Source organism: Serratia sp. B501, from assembly GCF_051172315.1.
GTDB lineage: Bacteria > Pseudomonadota > Gammaproteobacteria > Enterobacterales > Enterobacteriaceae > Serratia > Serratia ureilytica.
Window position 1 is genome coordinate 222399 of the sequence record NZ_JBPIZB010000007.1, and the last position, 19455, is coordinate 241853.

General features: G+C 60.9%; 19 protein-coding genes. 13 read left to right on the forward strand and 6 right to left on the reverse strand.

The window, feature by feature from the left end:
- The first annotated feature begins 493 nt into the window (after positions 1–493).
- Positions 494–1957 carry a serralysin family metalloprotease gene (locus tag ACSBQV_RS20070; RefSeq protein WP_033652421.1) on the forward strand — a complete coding sequence of 488 codons (1464 nt, stop codon included), beginning with the start codon at positions 494–496 and terminating at the stop codon, positions 1955–1957.
- A gap of 54 nt (positions 1958–2011) precedes the next feature.
- Positions 2012–2389 (forward strand): AprI/Inh family metalloprotease inhibitor, encoded by a 378-nt coding sequence (locus ACSBQV_RS20075; RefSeq protein ID WP_025304893.1) that lies wholly within the window; start codon positions 2012–2014, stop codon positions 2387–2389.
- A 40-nt stretch (positions 2390–2429) separates the two neighbouring features.
- Here ACSBQV_RS20075 and ACSBQV_RS20080 read toward each other — a convergent pair whose 3' ends face one another.
- On the reverse strand, positions 2430–3056 hold the full coding sequence (locus ACSBQV_RS20080) for a lysoplasmalogenase (protein ID WP_033644998.1): 627 nt from the start codon (positions 3054–3056) through the stop codon (positions 2430–2432).
- A gap of 166 nt (positions 3057–3222) precedes the next feature.
- On the opposite strand from ACSBQV_RS20080, the gene ACSBQV_RS20085 reads away from it, so the two are divergent.
- Positions 3223–3579 carry a DUF2500 domain-containing protein gene (locus ACSBQV_RS20085; RefSeq protein WP_089192358.1) on the forward strand — a complete coding sequence of 119 codons (357 nt, stop codon included), beginning with the start codon at positions 3223–3225 and terminating at the stop codon, positions 3577–3579.
- Positions 3580–3582: 3 nt separating this feature from the next.
- Here the strand turns inward: ACSBQV_RS20085 and ACSBQV_RS20090 are convergent, their stop codons facing one another.
- A complete protein-coding gene (locus tag ACSBQV_RS20090) occupies positions 3583–3855 on the reverse strand; it encodes a DUF1145 family protein (protein ID WP_004934327.1) in 273 nt (90 codons plus the stop codon).
- Positions 3845–4465, reverse strand: coding sequence for a 16S rRNA (guanine(966)-N(2))-methyltransferase (gene rsmD / locus ACSBQV_RS20095; RefSeq protein ID WP_042783457.1), 621 nt, complete (start codon positions 4463–4465; stop codon positions 3845–3847). The genes ACSBQV_RS20090 and rsmD overlap by 11 nt, the downstream gene beginning before the upstream one ends.
- Before the next feature lie 242 nt (positions 4466–4707).
- On the opposite strand from rsmD, the gene ftsY reads away from it, so the two are divergent.
- The 4 genes from ftsY (at position 4708) to rpoH (ending at position 9122) form a co-directional block, all read left to right on the forward strand.
- Entirely contained in the window at positions 4708–6327 is a 1620-nt protein-coding gene (gene ftsY, locus ACSBQV_RS20100; protein ID WP_099789500.1) for a signal recognition particle-docking protein FtsY, read from the forward strand.
- Between the two features lie 5 nt (positions 6328–6332).
- Entirely contained in the window at positions 6333–7004 is a 672-nt protein-coding gene (gene ftsE, locus ACSBQV_RS20105; protein WP_004934337.1) for a cell division ATP-binding protein FtsE, read from the forward strand.
- Complete coding sequence (gene ftsX, locus ACSBQV_RS20110) at positions 6994–7947, forward strand: permease-like cell division protein FtsX (protein WP_033636680.1); 954 nt, start codon at positions 6994–6996, stop codon at positions 7945–7947. The genes ftsE and ftsX overlap by 11 nt, the downstream gene beginning before the upstream one ends.
- Before the next feature lie 317 nt (positions 7948–8264).
- The gene (rpoH, locus tag ACSBQV_RS20115) at positions 8265–9122 is read left to right on the forward strand and encodes an RNA polymerase sigma factor RpoH (RefSeq protein WP_004934345.1); all 858 of its coding nucleotides are present in this window, start codon (positions 8265–8267) and stop codon (positions 9120–9122) included.
- 62 nt (positions 9123–9184) lie between these two features.
- Here the strand turns inward: rpoH and ACSBQV_RS20120 are convergent, their stop codons facing one another.
- Genes ACSBQV_RS20120 through panM form a run of 3 tightly spaced genes read right to left on the reverse strand, consistent with a single transcriptional unit; the run spans position 9185 to position 12847 of the window.
- Positions 9185–11197, reverse strand: a complete 2013-nt coding sequence (locus ACSBQV_RS20120; RefSeq protein ID WP_434991503.1) for a hypothetical protein — start codon at positions 11195–11197, stop codon at positions 9185–9187.
- Between the two features lie 43 nt (positions 11198–11240).
- Positions 11241–12458 (reverse strand): DUF3142 domain-containing protein, encoded by a 1218-nt coding sequence (locus ACSBQV_RS20125; protein ID WP_099782450.1) that lies wholly within the window; start codon positions 12456–12458, stop codon positions 11241–11243.
- Positions 12455–12847, reverse strand: coding sequence for an aspartate 1-decarboxylase autocleavage activator PanM (gene panM, locus ACSBQV_RS20130; RefSeq protein ID WP_004934355.1), 393 nt, complete (start codon positions 12845–12847; stop codon positions 12455–12457). The genes ACSBQV_RS20125 and panM overlap by 4 nt, the downstream gene beginning before the upstream one ends.
- A gap of 405 nt (positions 12848–13252) precedes the next feature.
- Between panM and ACSBQV_RS20135 the strand changes: the two genes are divergently transcribed.
- The 6 genes from ACSBQV_RS20135 to ACSBQV_RS20160 all read left to right on the forward strand — a co-directional run bounded on the left by ACSBQV_RS20135 (position 13253) and on the right by ACSBQV_RS20160 (position 19394).
- Entirely contained in the window at positions 13253–14368 is a 1116-nt protein-coding gene (locus ACSBQV_RS20135; RefSeq protein WP_004934358.1) for a branched-chain amino acid ABC transporter substrate-binding protein, read from the forward strand.
- 117 nt (positions 14369–14485) lie between these two features.
- A complete protein-coding gene (gene livH, locus ACSBQV_RS20140; protein WP_015376290.1) occupies positions 14486–15412 on the forward strand; it encodes a high-affinity branched-chain amino acid ABC transporter permease LivH in 927 nt (308 codons plus the stop codon).
- Complete coding sequence (locus ACSBQV_RS20145; RefSeq protein ID WP_060441197.1) at positions 15409–16692, forward strand: high-affinity branched-chain amino acid ABC transporter permease LivM; 1284 nt, start codon at positions 15409–15411, stop codon at positions 16690–16692. Before livH ends, ACSBQV_RS20145 begins: the two co-directional genes overlap by 4 nt.
- Positions 16689–17456: a high-affinity branched-chain amino acid ABC transporter ATP-binding protein LivG gene (gene livG, locus ACSBQV_RS20150; RefSeq protein ID WP_033652642.1), complete on the forward strand. Its 768-nt coding sequence runs from the start codon at positions 16689–16691 to the stop codon at positions 17454–17456. Before ACSBQV_RS20145 ends, livG begins: the two co-directional genes overlap by 4 nt.
- Positions 17457–17460: 4 nt before the next feature.
- Positions 17461–18162: a high-affinity branched-chain amino acid ABC transporter ATP-binding protein LivF gene (livF, locus tag ACSBQV_RS20155; protein WP_015376292.1), complete on the forward strand. Its 702-nt coding sequence runs from the start codon at positions 17461–17463 to the stop codon at positions 18160–18162.
- Between the two features lie 44 nt (positions 18163–18206).
- The gene (locus ACSBQV_RS20160) at positions 18207–19394 is read left to right on the forward strand and encodes a PLP-dependent aminotransferase family protein (RefSeq protein WP_033652643.1); all 1188 of its coding nucleotides are present in this window, start codon (positions 18207–18209) and stop codon (positions 19392–19394) included.
- Positions 19395–19455: the final 61 nt, after the last annotated feature.

The following is a 19455-nucleotide window of genomic DNA, read 5'->3' on the forward strand; positions in this document are numbered from 1 at the left end:
GTCTCGCCGCCGTTAGTTTAAATAAGAAAATAATATTCCTATAGAAACTAAAAAGTCGCCCGGTCTAATAATAAAGAGTTATTTATCTATAACGCGTTAGCAAAATTTATCTTTTGGCGCCTAATTAGCCAGCATGATTCGCTTGTGTCTGCAAGCCGCATTGCTATTGAAGTTTGGTGCCAACTTCTCCTCTCTAAGTTTCATTTGTTTTGTAAATAAGCGCAAAAAGTAGCATAACAAACTTTCGTTGCGATAATAAATGGTTGATTATTTTATGTGCAGTTTTGCGGTCCTGCCTATAATTGGAATCGATTACCATTTTTAATGGTGATCTTATTTGCTGATATATATGCATTAATTCTACCAAACACACTGCCGGTAACGGCGCATAAGCCCCTTCCAGCAAGCTTAAGGTTCATTAACCGTGGCTTACGGGGAGGTTATGTCTATCTGTCTGATTGATATCAATCAGGTAATGAGTGGAATCGAACCAATGCAATCTACTAAAAAGGCAATTGAAATTACTGAATCCAACTTCGCGGCCGCCACAACCGGCTACGATGCTGTAGACGACCTGTTGCATTATCATGAGCGGGGCAACGGGATTCAGATTAATGGCAAGGATTCATTTTCTAACGAGCAAGCTGGGCTGTTTATTACCCGTGAGAACCAAACCTGGAACGGTTACAAGGTATTTGGCCAGCCGGTCAAATTAACCTTCTCCTTCCCGGACTATAAGTTCTCTTCCACCAACGTCGCCGGCGACACCGGGCTGAGCAAGTTCAGCGCGGAACAGCAGCAGCAGGCTAAGCTGTCGCTGCAGTCCTGGGCCGACGTCGCCAATATCACCTTTACCGAAGTGGCGGCCGGACAAAAGGCCAACATCACCTTCGGTAACTACAGCCAGGATCGTCCCGGCCACTATGATTACGGCACCCAGGCCTACGCCTTCCTGCCGAACACCATTTGGCAGGGGCAGGATCTGGGAGGCCAGACCTGGTACAACGTCAACCAGTCCAACGTGAAGCATCCGGCGACCGAAGACTACGGCCGCCAGACGTTCACCCATGAGATTGGCCATGCGCTGGGTCTGAGCCACCCGGGCGATTACAACGCCGGTGAAGGCAACCCGACCTATCGCGACGTCACTTATGCGGAAGACACCCGCCAGTTCAGCCTGATGAGCTACTGGAGCGAAACCAACACCGGTGGCGATAACGGCGGTCATTACGCCGCAGCTCCGCTGCTGGATGACATTGCCGCCATTCAACATCTGTATGGCGCCAACCTGTCGACCCGCACCGGCGACACCGTGTACGGTTTTAACTCCAACACCGGTCGTGACTTCCTCAGCACCACCAGCAACGCGCAAAAACTGATCTTTGCGGTGTGGGATGCGGGCGGCAACGATACCTTCGACTTCTCCGGTTACACCGCTAACCAGCGCATCAACCTGAACGAGAAGTCGTTCTCCGACGTGGGCGGCCTGAAAGGCAACGTCTCGATCGCCGCCGGTGTGACCATCGAGAACGCCATTGGCGGTTCCGGCAACGACGTGATCGTCGGCAACGCGGCCAATAACGTGCTGAAAGGCGGCGCGGGTAACGACGTGCTGTTCGGCGGCGGCGGGGCGGATGAGCTGTGGGGCGGTGCCGGTAAAGACATCTTCGTGTTCTCTGCCGCCAGCGATTCCGCGCCGGGCGCTTCAGACTGGATCCGCGACTTCCAGAAAGGGATCGACAAGATTGATCTGTCGTTCTTCAACAAAGAGGCGCAGAGCAGCGATTTCATTCACTTCGTCGATCACTTCAGCGGCGCGGCCGGTGAAGCGCTGCTGAGCTACAACGCGTCCAACAACGTGACCGATTTGTCGGTGAACATCGGTGGTCATCAGGCGCCGGACTTCCTGGTGAAAATCGTCGGTCAGGTAGACGTCGCCACTGACTTTATCGTGTAACGCAGCAACGGAGCGCCCGGTGCAGTCTCGGCCGGGCGTGATGTGGGAGCCGGTATGAAAGGTACTTTAACGCGCGCCGCCCTGGCGGCGGGAGGCATGATGGTGACGAGTGCGGTGATGGCCGGCAGTCTGGCGCTGCCGACCGCGCAGTCGCTGGCGGGGCAATGGCAGGTAGCCGACAGCGAAAGGCAATGCCAAATCGAGTTTCTGGCCAATGAGCAAAGCGAGACCAACGGCTACCAGCTGGTGGATCGGCAGCGTTGTCTGCAAAGCGTATTTGCGGCCGAGGTGGTGGGCTGGCGCCCGGCGCCGGACGGCATCGCCCTGCTGCAGGCGGATGGCAGCACGCTGGCGTTCTTCTCGCGCGACGGCGATCTGTACCGCAATCAGCTGGGGGCGGGCGATGCCCTGACGTTGAAAGCGCTGGCTTGATGAAGAAACGGGTTCGGCGTGCCGAACCCGCGGCAGGTCTCTACAGGTAGAGCGAACGCACGATCAGGAAGTGGCCGGAAAAGTAACAGAAAGCCACGATGGCGTCCGCCGCGCGGAAGGTGAAGCGGTAGCGGTTGAGCAGCCAAACCACGTTGGCCAGCAGCAGCAGCGAGGTGCCGGTCAGCAGCGAGAAGCCGAAATCGGTGCTGCGCAGGAAATATTGCTCGCCCGCCAGCCAGACCATCAGCAGCGTCATCGCCACATAGGTGACGATCGGCCACCGCATCTCTTCCAGCCGGGTCCAAAGGGCGGCCAGCAGCAATGCGCCGATCGCCAGCAGCGCCAGCGGCAGCGGCCAGAACAGACTGAACGTCATCTGGCTGGCGAAACTCAGGGTGTACAGCAAGTGGGACAGGAAAAAGGCGCCGATGGCGTACAGCACCCGCTCGCGCGGCAACAGAAGCAGCGCATCGCCGATCAGCGTTGCCAGCAGGCCGAGTACGATCAGATAACCCGCGGCGCTGAGCACCGGCGCCTGCCAGGCCAACAGCAACAGCAGCAGCAGCGTGACGGGTTTGAACACCCAACGCTGCCAGCGCGGCCCACGGTAAGAGGCGTCGACGAACAGCCAACCGGAAAAGAATACGGCAAGGAACGGCCAACTCATTTATGTCTTCCTTATGTAGATGTAGGAGGGAGCCGCAACCACCGGCTCCAAACTGTCACCCATGTCACTTCTTCATTTCAGTGTAGGTAGCCTGCCGACGATCGACAATGCTTTCTTGAGAATGCTATGTTTACGCCGATTTGACCATGAAGGAAATGGGAAACCGATGAGTAAGCCACCGCTATTTTTTGTCGCCGTCATTGCGTTGATCGCCGTGCTGGCCACGCAACGTTACTTCAAACAGCGCCAGCAGGAGGCGGAAAACGATCGCGCGCCGATGCGCAGTCTGCAGGTGACGGTGAGCGACAAACGCGCGGTGCCGGTCGCCAAGACCCGTGCGCCGCAGCGCGAGCCGTTGGTCAACGAGCCGATGTATTACGAGGTGGTGTTCAGCCCGAACCAGGGCGGTGAAGACATTACGCTGCGGCTGAAGCAATGGCAGTACAACCCGATAGAAAAAGGCGCGCAGGGCACGTTAAACATGCAGGGCACGCGCTTCGTCTCGTTCACCGTTCAGCCGTAGCGGTCACTTCTTCTTGATGGGCGGCTGTTTCTTTTGCCAGGCCAGCAGCTCGAACACGCCAAAGATAAAGATCTTGGCCTCTTGCCAGTAGCTGATCGGCTGATCCTTCGGCTGGGTGGATTTCAACAGCACCAGCTGCAGGCCGTGCATCACCACCATAAAGAACAGCGCCACGTCGATGAAATACTTCAGCGGCTTGGGAAACGGATGGAACAGGTTAGAGAGCAGGAAGCCCCATACGCACAGCATCAGCAGGCGGCCCAGATTAATCAGCATGGTCGGTTTTCTCTTGCGAACGAAGATAAAGGCGATAAGCCACCTGACCGGCGACCTTCTCCCGGTGCAACTGCCAGCTGGCAGGCACGTCTGCCGCGGCGCTTTCCGCCTCGGCTTCTACATAGATCCAGGCCTCGTCGGCCAGCCAGCCCCGCTGCTCCAGCAACAAGACGGTCTCCGCCAGCAGGCCTTTGCGAAACGGCGGATCGAGGAACACCACGTCGAACGGTTGACCGTCGCCCGCCAGCCAGCTCAGCGCGTTGGTGTTGATAACCACCCCTTTGCCCTGCAGCAGCGCCAGATTTTTTTCCAGCTGCTGCGCCACCGGCCGCTCGAATTCCAACAGCGTGGCGCTGCCGGCATAGCGCGACAGCGCTTCCAGCCCTAATGCGCCGCTGCCGGCGAAGCAGTCCAGGCAGCGCGCGCCCTGAATCACCGGCGCCAGCCAGTTGAACAGGGTTTCGCGTACCCGATCGGTCGTGGGGCGCAGCCCCGGGCTGTTCGGCACCGGGAGCTTACGGCCGCGCCATTGGCCGCCGATGATGCGGATCTGTCCGGCTGCGGCCTGGGGCGGTTTTTTGGCCGCCGCCCGTGGCGAGAGTCTTGTCATAAGCGTTGTTTGATTTCTTTTGCGGCGCGGGGCCGCAGAGGTTAACGAAAAGTTGTCCCTATTCTACCGGTGACGGGCGTCGGGGGGAACGGTAAAACTTTGTTGTCTGATTTCACACCGGAAAGCATGCCGGATGCGTGTTGCTGCGCGAGGGAAAGTGATAGACTCGGCGGATTATTGTCAGCATATATCCTTCAGGTATGTAGGGTAAGCGAGCCTTCGGTACGGAGTAGAGTCATAACATGGCAAAAGATAAGAAACGTGGGTTTTTCTCCTGGCTGGGCTTTGGCCAGAAGGAAAAGGAAGAAGAGCAACAGCAACCTGAGCAGCCGGTAGAGCAGGCGGAAGCTCAGGCCGCGCAGACGCCGGCTGCACCGGCCGCCGCCAAGCTGGACGACAAGCTCCCCGCCCAGGAATCTGAACCTGCCGCCTCCGTCGACACCCCGGGAGAGTGGGATAACGGTCAGGCCGGCGAGCAAATCGCGGAAAATTTGCCGGCGGCGGCTGAACAGCCGGCGGCGCAAGCGCTGGCCGAAGAGATCGTCAGCGTCACTGAACAGGTGGCGGCGCAACAGCAACCGGTCGTTGAACCTGAGCCGGTCGTCGAGCCTGAGCCGGTCGTTGAGCCTGAGCCGGTCGTTGAGCCAGAGCCGGTCGTTGAACCTGAGCCGGTCGTCGAGCCTGAGCCGGTCGTTGAGCCAGAGCCGGTCGTTGAGCCAGAGCCGGTCGTTGAGCCAGAGCCGGTCGTTGAGCCAGAGCCGGTGGTTGAGCCTGAGCCGGTCGTTGAACCTGAGCCGGTCGTTGAGCCAGAGCCGGTCGTTGAGCCAGAGCCGGTCGTCGAGCCTGTGTCGGTCGTTGAACCTGAATCCGTGCCGGAAGTGGAAGAAGAACCGCTTGAGCCGGTGGTGCCGGCCGCGGCGCAAGAACAGGAAAGACCGACCAAAGAAGGCTTCTTCGCCCGCCTGAAGCGCAGCCTGCTGAAGACCAAACAAAACCTCGGCTCCGGCTTTATGGGGCTGTTCCGCGGTAAAAAGATCGACGACGATCTGTTCGACGAGCTGGAAGAACAGCTGCTGATCGCTGATGTTGGTGTGGATACCACGCGCAAAATCATCACCTCCCTGACCCAGCACGCCAGCCGCAAGCAGCTGAAAGACGCCGAAGCGCTGTACGGCAAGCTGAAGGAGGAAATGTCCGAAATTCTGGCCAAGGTCGATCAGCCGCTGGATGTCAGCGGGAAAACCCCGTATGTCATCCTGATGGTCGGCGTGAACGGCGTGGGTAAAACCACCACCATCGGTAAGCTGGCGCGTCAATTCCAGGCGGAAGGCAAGTCGGTGATGCTGGCGGCGGGGGATACCTTCCGCGCCGCCGCGGTGGAGCAGCTGCAGGTGTGGGGTGAACGCAACCGCATTCCGGTGGTGGCGCAGCATACCGGCGCGGATTCCGCTTCGGTGATCTTCGATGCAGTGCAGGCCGCCAAGGCGCGCGGCATTGATGTGTTGATCGCCGATACCGCCGGCCGTCTGCAGAACAAATCGCACCTGATGGAAGAGCTGAAGAAGATCGTCCGCGTCATGAAAAAACTGGACGACCAGGCCCCCCATGAGGTTATGCTGACGCTCGATGCCAGCACCGGCCAGAATGCGGTCAGTCAGGCGAAATTATTTAATGAGGCCGTGGGCTTAACCGGCATCACGCTGACTAAACTGGACGGTACCGCCAAGGGCGGGGTGATCTTCGCCATCGCCGATCAGTTCGGTATCCCGATCCGCTATATCGGCGTCGGGGAAGGCATCGAAGATTTGCGGCCGTTTAAGGCTGACGATTTTATTGAGGCACTTTTTGCCCGAGAGGATTAATACGGATGATTCGCTTTGAACAGGTCAGTAAAGCTTATCTGGGCGGACGGCAAGCGCTGCAGGGGGTTGATTTCCATCTGCGCCCGGCGGAGATGGCGTTTCTGACCGGCCATTCCGGCGCGGGGAAAAGTACCCTGCTGAAACTGATTTGCGGTATCGAACGGCCCAGCGCCGGCCACATCTGGTTTGGCGGTCACGACATCAGTCGCTTGAAAAACCGCGAGGTGCCGTTCCTGCGTCGGCAGATCGGCATGATCTTCCAGGATCACCACCTGCTGCTGGATCGCACGGTGTATGACAACGTGGCGATGCCGCTGATCATCGCCGGCGCCAGCACCGAAGATATCCGCCGCCGCGTTTCCGCCGCGCTGGACAAGGTCGGTTTGCTGGATAAAGCGAAAAACTTCCCGATTCAGCTGTCCGGCGGTGAGCAGCAGCGCGTGGGCATCGCCCGTGCGGTGGTGAACAAGCCGGCGGTGCTGCTGGCGGATGAACCGACCGGTAACCTGGATGATGCGCTGTCGGAAGGCATTCTGCGCCTGTTTGAAGAATTCAACCGCGTCGGCGTGACCGTACTGATGGCGACGCACGACACCGGGCTTATCGCCCGCCGCAATTACCGCATCCTGACGCTGAGCCAGGGCCGCATGCAAGGGGGCGCTCACCATGGCCAATAACGCAAAAACCGCCAAGAGCAAGGCGCTGCGCGGCGGCTGGCGCGAACAGTGGCGTTACGCCTGGATGAACGCCATCAAAGACATGCTGCGTCAGCCGTTGGCGACGCTGCTGACGGTGATGGTGATCGCCATTTCCCTGACGCTGCCGAGCGTGTGCTACATCGTGTGGAAAAACGTCAGCACCGCGGCCAGCCAGTGGTATCCAACGCCGCAGCTGACCGTTTATCTGGATAAATCGCTCGATGACGACGCCGCGCTGAAAGTGCTCGACGCCATCAAGGCGGAAGCCGGCGTGGAGAAGGTCAATTACCTGTCGCGTGAAGAAGCGCGCGGCGAGTTCCGCAACTGGTCGGGCTTTGGCGGCGCGCTGGACATGCTGGAAGAGAACCCGCTGCCGGCGGTGGCGATCGTCACGCCGAAGATGAGCTTCCAGAGTTCGGATACCCTCAACACCCTGCGCGATCGCGTAGCGGCGGTGCAGGGCGTGGAAGAAGTGCGCATGGATGACAGCTGGTTTGCCCGCCTGGCGGCGCTGACCGGGCTGGCGGGCCAGATCGCGGCGATCATCGGCGTGCTGATGATCGTGGCGGTGTTCCTGGTGATCGGCAACAGCGTGCGTCTGAGCATCTTCAGCCGCCGCGACACCATTAACGTGATGAAGCTGATCGGCGCCACCGACGGCTTTATCCTGCGGCCGTTCCTCAACGGCGGGGCGATGCTGGGCTTTGCCGGCGCGCTGCTGTCGCTGGTGTTGTCCGGCGCGCTGGTGTGGCAGCTGGAGTCGGTGGTCGCCGGGGTGGCCAAGGTATTCGGCACCACCTTCACCTTGCACGGGCTGGGATGGGATGAGGCGCTGCTGCTGCTGATCATCTCCGCGATGATCGGCTGGATCGCCGCCTGGCTGGCGACGGTGCAACATTTACGCCGATTTACACCACAGTAAGATTTTTTTGGTATACTCTTCTCCTGCTGCTTTTGATCGCGTTGCGGGAGAAGAGTGACCTCAAGCGAAGTCAGCACCATCCCTCTCTTCTTAGCGCACAAATTCCCTATCGGCCTGCACCCTCGTCACGTATTGTCAGCAACAATGCTTGCAAAAAAGGGTGAACTTTTAGGGCGGGGTACGGTCAAAAATTGCAGCAAATGTTAAGGTGCCCGGCGTGTGGAACCGCTTTTGCTTCAGCAACTGCCGTAGAATCAATCATTTCCCCGCTGTAATAATCACCTGCATGATTTTGTATTCTCATAGAGAGGGTTTGAATGACCAAAGAAATGCAAACTTTAGCCTTAGTACCCCAAGGTAGCTTGGAAGCCTATATCCGGGCAGCCAACGCCTATCCGATGCTGACGGCAGAGGAAGAGCGGGAGCTGGCTGAACGGCTGCATTATCAGGGCGATCTGGATGCCGCTAAGCAGCTCATCCTGTCTCACCTGCGCTTTGTCGCTCATATTGCCCGCAACTATTCAGGCTATGGTCTGCCGCAGGCGGATCTGATTCAGGAAGGCAACATCGGCCTGATGAAAGCCGTTCGCCGCTTCAACCCGGAAGTCGGCGTGCGTCTGGTTTCCTTTGCGGTGCATTGGATTAAGGCGGAAATCCACGAGTACGTATTGCGCAACTGGCGCATTGTGAAAGTGGCGACCACCAAAGCGCAGCGCAAGCTGTTCTTTAACCTGCGCAAAACCAAACAGCGTTTGGGCTGGTTCAACCAGGACGAAGTGGAGCTGGTGGCCCGCGAGCTGGGTGTCACCAGCAAAGACGTGCGCGAGATGGAGTCTCGCATGGCGGCGCAGGACATGACTTTTGATCCGACTCCGGACGACGAGGCCCGCGATGGCCAGTCGATGGCGCCGGTGCTGTACCTGCAGGACAAGAGTTCCGACTTCGCCGAAGGCATCGAGGAAGATAACTGGGAAAGCAACGCCGCAGACAAACTGGCCTATGCGCTGGAAGGTCTGGACGAGCGCAGCCAGCATATCATCCGCGCCCGCTGGCTGGATGACGACAACAAGTCGACGTTGCAGGAGCTGGCCGATCAGTACGGCGTTTCCGCCGAGCGGGTGCGTCAGCTGGAAAAGAACGCCATGAAGAAACTGAAAATGGCGATCGAAGCCTGAGTCGATGCGAGATTCGAAAAAAAGCCCGGCTTGCCGGGCTTTTTAGTGCCTGATATTCGGCGTTATGGCGCCACGGTGGCGAAGTCCGGCGCCGGGCAGTCGTAGCCGAATTTCGCCGCCCACGGGTAGCGGGTGCCGGTGTTGATGTAGCGCTGATAAATCGCCCGGCCGGTTTTGGCATCGCGTTTGATAACCCAGCTGGCGGCGTTACACAGCACGGCGGCATAGGCCTGGCTTTTTGGCGGCAGCAGATCGGCCGCCTGTTGCGCCAACCCCACTGCCTGCCAGCGATAGTGCAGGAAACGGTTGTCTTCCTCCGGTAGCGCCGCCTTGGCGCGCGCCGCTTCGGCGCTGTCGATCCAGCTTTTATGCTTCAGCTCGCGGGTATCGAACGCATCCCCCAGATAGGAATAGCCGGCGCCATAGATGGCGTAATCCGGCGTCATCTCATAGCCGGTAAACTCCAGCCCTTGGGCGCGCAGCAGGTTGGCGGCGCGATAGTAAGCCTGTGCACGCGCCAGCGGCGCAGCGGATTTGTCCTTGGCGGCCTTCAGCTCGTCGGCGAACTGCTGCGCGGCTTGCCGGTAGTTGGGGATATCGAAGTAGGCCAGCGCCTCCGGCGCTCGCCCGACGCGCATCAGCCGCCGCGCCAGCAGTTCGCGCAGCTGCACCTCCGGCGTGATCTGCTGGCCGCCGTAATCGTCCGGATTAACCGGCTTGAGCGGCGTCGTCGGTGCCGGGGCGTGCTTATCGACAAAGCCTTTCAACTCATCGACGGTCAGCACCCGTTCCGCCACGTCGGCCACGTCGGCCCAGTAGAGCGCTTTGCCGCGATACAGCAGGTCCATCGCCTGCAGATAGTCGCCTCGGTTCAGCGCCAGGATGGCCTGTTCGCCGGCCACCCGGCACTCGGGCACGATGGTTTCCGCGACGAAGTCGGCGTTGCGCTGTTCACCCCAGCTTTCGTCGGCGGGGAACGCGCTTGCCGCCTTGGCGTAGGCGGCGGTGGCGGCTTTCACGTCACCGTCGCGCAGCGCCATTTTGGCGCGCAACCACCACGCCAGGCCGCTGTCGCCGGCGTTTTTCAGCAGGCTGGCCGCCATCGGGTACTGCCCCGAACGGTAAGCCAGCGCCGCCAGCCGATCGCTGCCGGCGAAGCCGCTTTTCACTGAGCCGTCCAGCAGCGTCAGGATCTGGTTGATGATTTGCGCGGAGCGGCCGTTGCCGTCGGTATCCGCCATTTGCAGGTTGCCGCTGCGGGCGAACAGCTCAATGGTCACCAGCTGCTGGATCAACGGATCGCCGATAATCCGTTTCAGCGTGTCCAAATGGTCGGGGTTGACCAGGAAGCTGGAGACGTACTGCAGCGACTGCCCGCCGCTCGGATCGCCCTGCGCCGCCTGTTGCGCGTACAGATGGGCGGCGGGGGCGACGTCACCCAGCCACAGGTGGATGCGCGCCTGCTGCCCAAGGCTGCTCAACGCCAACTGATCGGGATCGGCGGCGCCGCTTTTCACCCGGTCGATCACCTGCTGGAATGCCGTCAGCGCCTGTTCAAGCGCGGCTTTTGGCGGGTGCTCGGCGGCGGGGGCCGCTTCACCGGATTCGTTCACCGGCGTCCCGTGGTCAGCCATCAGTACGCGGCCAAGCGAATACTGCGCCCGCAGTCCCCAGTCGCCCTGCTCGGCGGCCGGTAGCTTCAGCACCTGCTGAAAATAGTCTGCGGCGCGCGGATCGTGGCTGGCGAAAGCCACGGCGCCCAGTTGATAGAGACGCGCGGCGTTGGACAACCCCTGCGTATTGACGGCGTCAGCCTCTTCCACCGTTTTGGCGGCGCGCATTTTGCCTATCGCTATCGTTTCCGGCGATTGCGGCATCGGTTTCGGCGGCATCGGCGGCGGCGGGGCTTGCCAGTGCGGCAACTGTTTATCCGTCGGCACCAGCCGGCCGGCTTCGAAGGCGAAATTGCCCTCCGGCATATACAGCAGGGTGCCGTTGCGATCGATCAGCAGCCGGTTAGGAAAATCCGGGCCGCAGGCATAGCCGCCCAGCGGCAGTGCGGCGCCGAGCAGCATGGCCAGCGGAAGAAGGCGGCGGGTGTTCCGTGCCGCGCGCGAATCAAGGTGTGACAAGGGTGCCTCCTGGCGTCAGTTGTTGGCAGCGCAGCCAACCCAGCGGCCGGGATTGCCCGGCGCGCAGCTGGTCGCTGCTGATGCGAATAAAGCGTTGCCGTTGCGGTGCGGATTCCAGCCGGTAGTTGCCGACCGCGTCCGCCGCCAGGCAGTCGTCGGCGCGGATGACCACCTCTTGCGGCAGCGGGGCGTCCACCGGCCCGTTGTTGTGAATTATCAGATCATACAGCCCGTTTTGCTGTGGCTGAGGCCTAAATTTTACCTGCCAGTCGACATTCAGCGGCCGCCGTTCGATCACCGCTCGCAGCGTGGCGAGCGACCAGGCGCGCCGATCGTCCGCCAGCGGCAGTCGGAACCAAATCACGCCGCGCAGCCGGGGCGGCGTTTGCTGCGCCAGCGTCTGCAGAAAATCGGCGATCTGCTGCGGCGCGACCGCGAGTTCGCGGCTGTTGCCGGCCACGCGCAGCGAGGATTCGCTCTCTACCTGCGCGCCCTGCGCATCAAACCCCAGCAGCGCCATGCCATAGGCCGGCAGCGCGACGCGAAACGGCTTCGGTGTGACGGCGGCGTACTGCCGCACCCAGCGCAGCGCCAGCGGGCCGTCAAACAGCCCCTGCTGCGGTGAGAGCACCGCATGCACTTGCAGAACGGAACTGTCGGCCTGTTGCAGTACGCCGGGCAAGTTGGGCGAGCCGATCCAGGCCGGCAGGGCGGTGATGCCGAGTTGCAAAGCGGCGGGCAGCCGTTGGCGCAGCCGCTGCAGAAAATGCTGGTAATCCGGCAGGCGAGCCGTGGCTGCGTCATGATCGATCTCGACGCCGGTGACGGGCAGCCCGGCCGCCTGCCAGCGTTGAGCGAGCGCCAGCAGACGCTGGATAATGGCCGCCTGGTCCAGCTGCGGCAGCTGGCCGTCGAGGCGCGCTACCAGCCAGAGCGGGCGGCCGTCCTGCTTCATCAGGCTGAGATCGGCCGGGATTTCCCGCCAGCCTTCGCGTGGATGCACCTGCAGCGCCAGCACCCGCAGCGCGCCGAACAGATCGCGGCTGTGCGCCAGCGCATCGGCGTGTTGCGGCGTCCAAACCCGCTGCCAAACGTAAACCTGCTGATCCCAGCCTGAGGACTGGCGCAGCGCCTGCTGACGCCCGGCGAACCAGGCCGCCAACCCCAGCGCAATCAAGACCAGCGCCGCCAGCCGGCGTTTCATTTTTGCCAGAGATCGCCCTGCGGCGCGAAGCCGCAGGCGCGCATGAAGTTATCGACTTCCCCACGTTCGCGCGGCGCCAGACCGGCGGTCGACAGCTGCCAATGGGCGACCTGCGGCAGCTGACGCTGTGCATCTTGCACCAGGTAAAGACCGACGCCGCGGCGGCGCGTCACTTCGCGTACCAGCAGATCCTGCAGTTCGGCGCGGTCGTCCTGCAGCGCAATTTTCACCGCGCCCAGCAGACGCTCGTTGAAGCGGGCGGCGAACAGCGCCTTGCCGCCGCTCAGCCAGCTCTGCCACTGTTCCGGCTGCTGGTGCGGCCAAATTTTACCGAGGTCGATAAGGTCTTGCGGGGACAGCGCGGTCAGGCGCTCGATGGTCAGTTTCATGCAGAATTTCCGCGCAGCTAAATGATGTCGACAGTGTAATAGATCTTGTGCAGAGCGTTGTGTAAGTTTTTCTGTACGATTACTGTGCAATATGTTTTTTGCACGGGGCATTTTCCGAGTAAATAGTTAGTAAACGGATTGTTAACCAGCACAACGCGCTACGCCTCAAGGTAAACAGCACAGATTTAATTCGAATTTTATCCTGTTTACACCGCTTGTTTCTGTCGGATGAAGTTGATTTGCAGCAGAAAATTCCTGTTTAATGGTATGAAAAATAAAGTCTTATTAGAAAATAATGCCAATAAAACGCCTAAATCATTATTACTTATAACAAAAGCGGTCAATAACGATCGGGCGCAGGCAAAAACAACAGGTACGTTCACAACGACAGATGGGGATTTGCGGATGAAATTAACAACAGGTAAGGCACTGCTGGCGGGTTGTATTGCGATGGCCATGAGCCAGGCGGCCATGGCGAAAGACATCAAGGTGGCGATCGTCGGGGCAATGTCCGGCCCGGTCGCGCAGTATGGCGACATGGAGTTTACCGGCGCGCGCCAGGCGATTGCCGACATTAACGCCAAGGGCGGCATCAAGGGCGACAAGCTGGTCGGCGTGGAATACGACGACGCCTGCGACCCGAAACAGGCGGTTGCGGTCGCCAACAAGGTGATCAACGACGGCATTCGCTACGTGATCGGCCACCTGTGCTCCTCATCCACCCAGCCGGCGTCCGATATCTATGAAGACGAAGGCGTGATCATGATTACCCCGGCGGCCACCAACGCCGATCTGACCACCCGCGGCTACAAGATGATCCTGCGCACCACCGGCCTGGATTCGGATCAGGGCCCGACCGCCGCCAAATACATCCTCAGCGACATCAAGCCGAAGCGCATCGCCGTGGTGCACGACAAGCAACAATACGGCGAAGGCCTGGCGCGCTCGGTGCGCGACAGCCTGAAAAAACAGGGCACCGAAGTGGCGATGTTCGAAGGCATCACCGCCGGCGACAAAGACTTCTCCACCCTGGTGGCGCGCCTGAAGAAAGAGAATATCGACTTCGTGTACTTCGGCGGTTACTACCCGGAAATGGGCCAGATCCTGCGTCAGGCCAAACAGGCCGGGTTGACCACCCGCTTCATGGGGCCGGAAGGCGTGGGCAACTCCTCGCTGTCCAACATCGCCGGCGCCGCTTCGGAAGGCATGCTGGTGACGCTGCCGAAACGCTACGATCAGGTGCCTGCCAACCAGCCGATCGTCGATGCGTTGAAAGCCAAGAAGCTGGATCCGACCGGCCCGTTCGTCTGGACCACCTATGCCGCGCTGCAGTCGCTGACCACCGGCATGGAGCGCAGCGGCAGCCAGGAGCCGGCGGACATCGTCAAGGATCTGAAAACCGGCAAGCCGGTGGACACCGTGATGGGGCCGCTGACCTGGGATGACAAGGGCGACCTGAAAGGCTTCGAGTTCGGCGTGTTCGAGTGGCATGCCAACGGCACGTCCACACCGATCAAATAAGCCATAATGATTAGGGTGGGGCGCAGTTTGCTGCGCCCGGCGGGTCGGCTTGTCGGCCCCGTCTCCCTTTACCCGCCGGTTCTCCGCCGGCGGGTTTCGCAGCCAAGGGTTCAGAGTATGTCAGAGCAGCTCCTCTATTTTCTGCAGCAGATGTTCAACGGCTTAACGTTGGGCAGCACCTATGCATTGATCGCCATCGGTTACACCATGGTTTACGGCATCATCGGCATGATCAACTTCGCCCACGGCGAGGTGTACATGATCGGCAGCTATGTCTCCTTTATCGTTATCGCCGCCCTGATGATGCTCGGCATCGACGTCGGTTGGCTGCTGATCGGCGCCGCGTTCCTGGTCTCGATCGTCATCGCCAGCGCCTACGGCTGGAGCATCGAGCGGGTGGCCTACAAGCCGGTGCGCAACTCCAAGCGCCTGATTGCGCTGATCTCGGCCATCGGCATGTCGATATTCCTGCAAAACTACGTCAGCCTGACGCAGGGCTCACGCGATCTGGCGCTGCCCAGCCTGGTCACCGGCCAGTGGGTGCTGGGGGAAAGCAACGGCTTCGCCGCCACCATCAGCACCATGCAGCTGACCATCTGGCTCGTGACCTTCCTGGCGATGCTGGCGCTGACGCTGTTTATCCGCTATTCGCGCATGGGCCGTGCCTGCCGCGCCTGTGCGGAAGATCTGAAGATGGCCAGCCTGCTGGGCATCAACACGGACCGGGTGATCTCGCTGACCTTCGTCATCGGTGCGGTGATGGCGGCGGTGGCCGGGGTGTTGCTCGGCCAGTTCTACGGCGTCATCAACCCTTACATCGGCTTTATGGCCGGTATGAAAGCCTTCACCGCCGCGGTTCTGGGCGGCATCGGCAGCATTCCGGGCGCGATGATCGGCGGCCTGGTGCTGGGCGTGGCGGAAGCGCTGACCTCCGCCTACCTGAGCACCGAATACAAAGACGTGGTGTCGTTCGCGCTGCTGATCGTGGTGCTGCTGATCATGCCGACCGGCATCCTTGGGCGCCCGGAGGTTGAGAAAGTATGAAACTCAATCTGCTCAATGCGCTGATCGCCACGGCGGTGCTGTTCGTGATGGCGTCGTTCCTGATGGGCATGCAGCTCAGCCTGGACGGCACCAAACTGGTGGTGCACGGCGCGGCGGAAGTGCGCTGGATGTGGATCGGCATCGGCTGCGTCATCGTCTTTTTCTTCCAGCTGTTGCGCCCGCTGCTGCAGCAGGGCCTGAAAAAGGTCTCCGGCCCGGCGTTCGTGCTGCCTAGCTTCGACGGCACCACGCCGCGGCAAAAGCTGCTGGCGGCTTTGCTCATCGTCGCGGCGGTCGCCTGGCCGTTCCTGGTGTCGCGCGGCACGGTGGATATCGCCACCCTGACGCTGATCTACGTGATGCTGGGCCTCGGCCTCAACGTGGTGGTGGGCCTGTCCGGTCTGCTGGTGCTCGGCTACGGCGGTTTCTACGCCATCGGCGCCTACACCTATGCGCTGCTGAATCATTATTACGGCCTCGGCTTTTGGGAGAGCCTGCCGCTGGCGGGCATCGTCACCGCCGCCTTCGGCTTCCTGCTCGGTTTCCCGGTGCTGCGGCTGCGCGGCGACTATCTGGCGATCGTGACGCTCGGCTTCGGTGAGATCGTGCGCATCCTGCTGCTGAACAATACCGAAATCACCGGCGGGCCGAACGGCATCAGCCAGATCCCGAAACCGACCTTCTTCGGCCTGGAGTTTAACCGCAGCGTGCGCGACGGCGGCTGGGATACCTTCCATAACTTCTTCGGCCTGAAATACGATCCGAGCGATCGCATCGTATTCCTGTACCTGGTGGCGCTGCTGCTGGTGGTGCTGACGCTGTTCGTCATCAACCGCCTGCTGCGCATGCCGCTCGGGCGCGCCTGGGAAGCGCTGCGCGAAGACGAGATCGCCTGCCGCTCGTTGGGCCTCAGCCCGACGCGCATCAAGCTGACCGCCTTTACCATCAGCGCCGCGTTCGCCGGGTTTGCCGGCACGCTGTTCGCCGCGCGCCAGGGGTTCGTCAGCCCGGAATCCTTCACCTTCGTCGAGTCGGCCTTCGTGTTGGCGATCGTCGTACTGGGGGGCATGGGCTCGCAGTTCGCGGTCATTCTGGCGGCGATCCTGCTGGTGGTGTCGCGCGAGCTGATGCGCGATCTGAATGAATACAGCATGCTGCTGCTGGGGGCGCTGATGGTGCTGATGATGATTTGGCGGCCGCAGGGGCTGTTGCCGATGAAACGGCCGCAGCTGAAGCTGCAGGCGGCGGACATTCACGCGGGCAAGGGGGAACAGGCATGAGCGTTCAACCTTTACTGCAGGTGGAAGGCCTGTCGATGCGTTTTGGCGGGCTGCTGGCGGTCAACAATGTCGCGTTGACGCTCAATGAAGGCGAAATTGTCTCGCTGATCGGCCCCAACGGCGCCGGTAAAACCACGGTGTTTAACTGCCTGACCGGTTTCTACCGCCCGAGCGGCGGCACCATCAAATTGCGCGATCGCCATCTGGAAGGGCTGGCGGGGCAGGCCATCGCCCGTATGGGCGTAGTGCGCACCTTCCAGCATGTGCGGCTGTTCCGTGAAATGACGGTGATTGAAAACCTGTTGGTGGCGCAGCATCAGCACCTGAAAAGCGGCGTGTTCGCCGGGCTGCTGAAAACCCCGGCCTTCCGCCGTGCCGAAGCCGAGGCGCTGGCGCGCGCAGCGGAGTGGCTGGAGCGCGTCGGCCTGCTGGAGATGGCCAACCGTTCGGCGGGCAACCTGGCCTACGGGCAGCAGCGTCGGCTGGAGATCGCCCGCTGCATGGTGACCCGGCCGGAGCTGCTGATGCTGGACGAACCGGCCGCCGGTCTGAACCCGAAAGAGACCGACGAGCTGGATCATCTGATCGTCGAGCTGCGCGATCGGCATAAGGTCTCGGTGTTGCTGATCGAGCACGACATGAAGCTGGTGATGGGCATCTCCGATCGCATTTACGTGGTGAATCAGGGCACGCCGCTGGCGCAGGGCACACCGGCGGAGATCCGCAACAACCCGGACGTGATCCGGGCTTATTTGGGCGAATAATAATATGTTGTCATTCAATCAGGTATCCGCCCATTACGGCAAAATTCAGGCGCTGCATCAGGTCAGTCTCACGATTAGTCAGGGCGAAATCGTGACGTTAATCGGCGCCAACGGCGCCGGTAAAACCACGCTGCTCGGCACCCTGTGCGGCGAACCGCGCGCCAGCGAAGGCAGCATCGTCTTCCAGGGGCAGGACATCACCCAGTGGCAAACCTCGCGCATCATGCGCGAAGCGGTGGCGATCGTGCCGGAAGGGCGGCGCGTCTTCTCGCGCATGACGGTGGAAGAAAACCTGGCGATGGGCGGCTTCTTCGCCGATCGTCACCAATATCAGCAGCGCATCGAACGGGTGTTCACGCTGTTCCCGCGCCTGCTGGAGCGCCGAAGCCAGCGTGCCGGCACCATGTCCGGCGGCGAGCAGCAGATGTTGGCCATCGGCCGCGCGCTGATGAGCCAGCCGAAGCTGCTGCTGCTCGACGAACCTTCGCTTGGGCTGGCGCCCATCATCATCCAGCAGATTTTCGACATCATTCAGCAGCTGCGGGAAGAGGGCATGACCATCTTCCTGGTGGAGCAAAACGCCAATCAGGCGCTGAAATTGGCGGACCGCGGTTATGTGCTGGAAAACGGCCGCGTGGTGTTGGAAGATACGGGGGCTGCATTGTTAGCCAACGAAGCAGTGAGGTCGGCGTATCTGGGCGGTTAATCCGCCCCCCTACGAATTAAAATAATCAGGTACGAGAAGAAGAAATGAAGACAGAAGGGTTACTCGCGCAGCGCATCGTTAACGTAAAAAGTTCGGCCATCCGTGAATTGCTTAAGCACAGCAAGATGGAACACGTCATTTCGCTGGCGGGCGGCATCCCCTCTGATGCGCTGTTCGATTTCGAAGGATTGAGCATCGCCACCCAGCAGGCGATCACCGAACAGCCGAAAAGCGCATTCCAGTATGGCCTGACCGAGGGCAGCCCGCTGCTGCGTGAGCGCATTTGCGCGCTGTGCGCCGAGCGCGGCGTCACCGCGCGCGCAGAAGAGGTGATGGTCACCGCCGGCTCTCAGCAGGCCCTGGATTTGGTGATGCGCGCCATCGTCAACCCGGGCGACGTGTTCGTGGTGGAGCGCCCGACCTACCTGGCGGCGCTGCAAACGCTGGAACTGGCGGAGGCCAACATCATGTCGGTCTCGTCCGACAGCGACGGCATGGTGGTGGAAGAGCTGGCCGAGCTGCTGAAAACCCAGCGCATCAAGGGCGTGTACGTGGTGCCGAACTTCGGCAACCCCAGCGGCATCACCCTCAGCGCCGCGCGCCGCGAACTGCTGGTGAAGCTGGCCGCCGAACATAACTTCCTGATCATCGAAGACGATCCGTACGGCGAGCTGCGTTTCACCGAAGAGCGCCACCCGACGCTGCATCAGGTGTCGCAGCAGGTGCTGGGCAACACCGACCACATCATCTATACCTCGACCTTTTCCAAGATCCTGGCGCCGGGCCTGCGCCTGGGCTGGGCGATCCTGCCGCCGTTCCTGCTGCATAAAGTGGCGATCATCAAACAGGCGGCGGATCTGCACGCCAGCGCCCTGTCGCAGAGCATCGTCGAATGCTACCTTGGCCTGGATCGCCTGCCGGCGCAGATCGACAAGATCCGCGCCGCCTATAAACACAAGGGCGAGATCCTGGCCGGTTTGGTGGAGCAGGAGCTGGGCGACTACATCACCTTCGATAAACCGAAGGGCGGCATGTTCCTGTGGGCGCGTTTCCGCCAGCCGTTCAACGCCACCGAATGGCTGAACACCACGCTGCAGCAGGGCGTGGTGTTCGTGCCGGGGGAATACTTCTTCTCCGACAACCCGGATCGTTCGACCTTCCGCCTGTCGTTCGCCACCGCCACCGAGCAGCAGATGCAAGAAGCGGTCGCGCGCCTGCGCCGTTCGCTGTAATCCTCGCGGCGGCGGAGCCTATGCCCGCCGCCGACATCAAACCGCCATCTTCACTTCACCT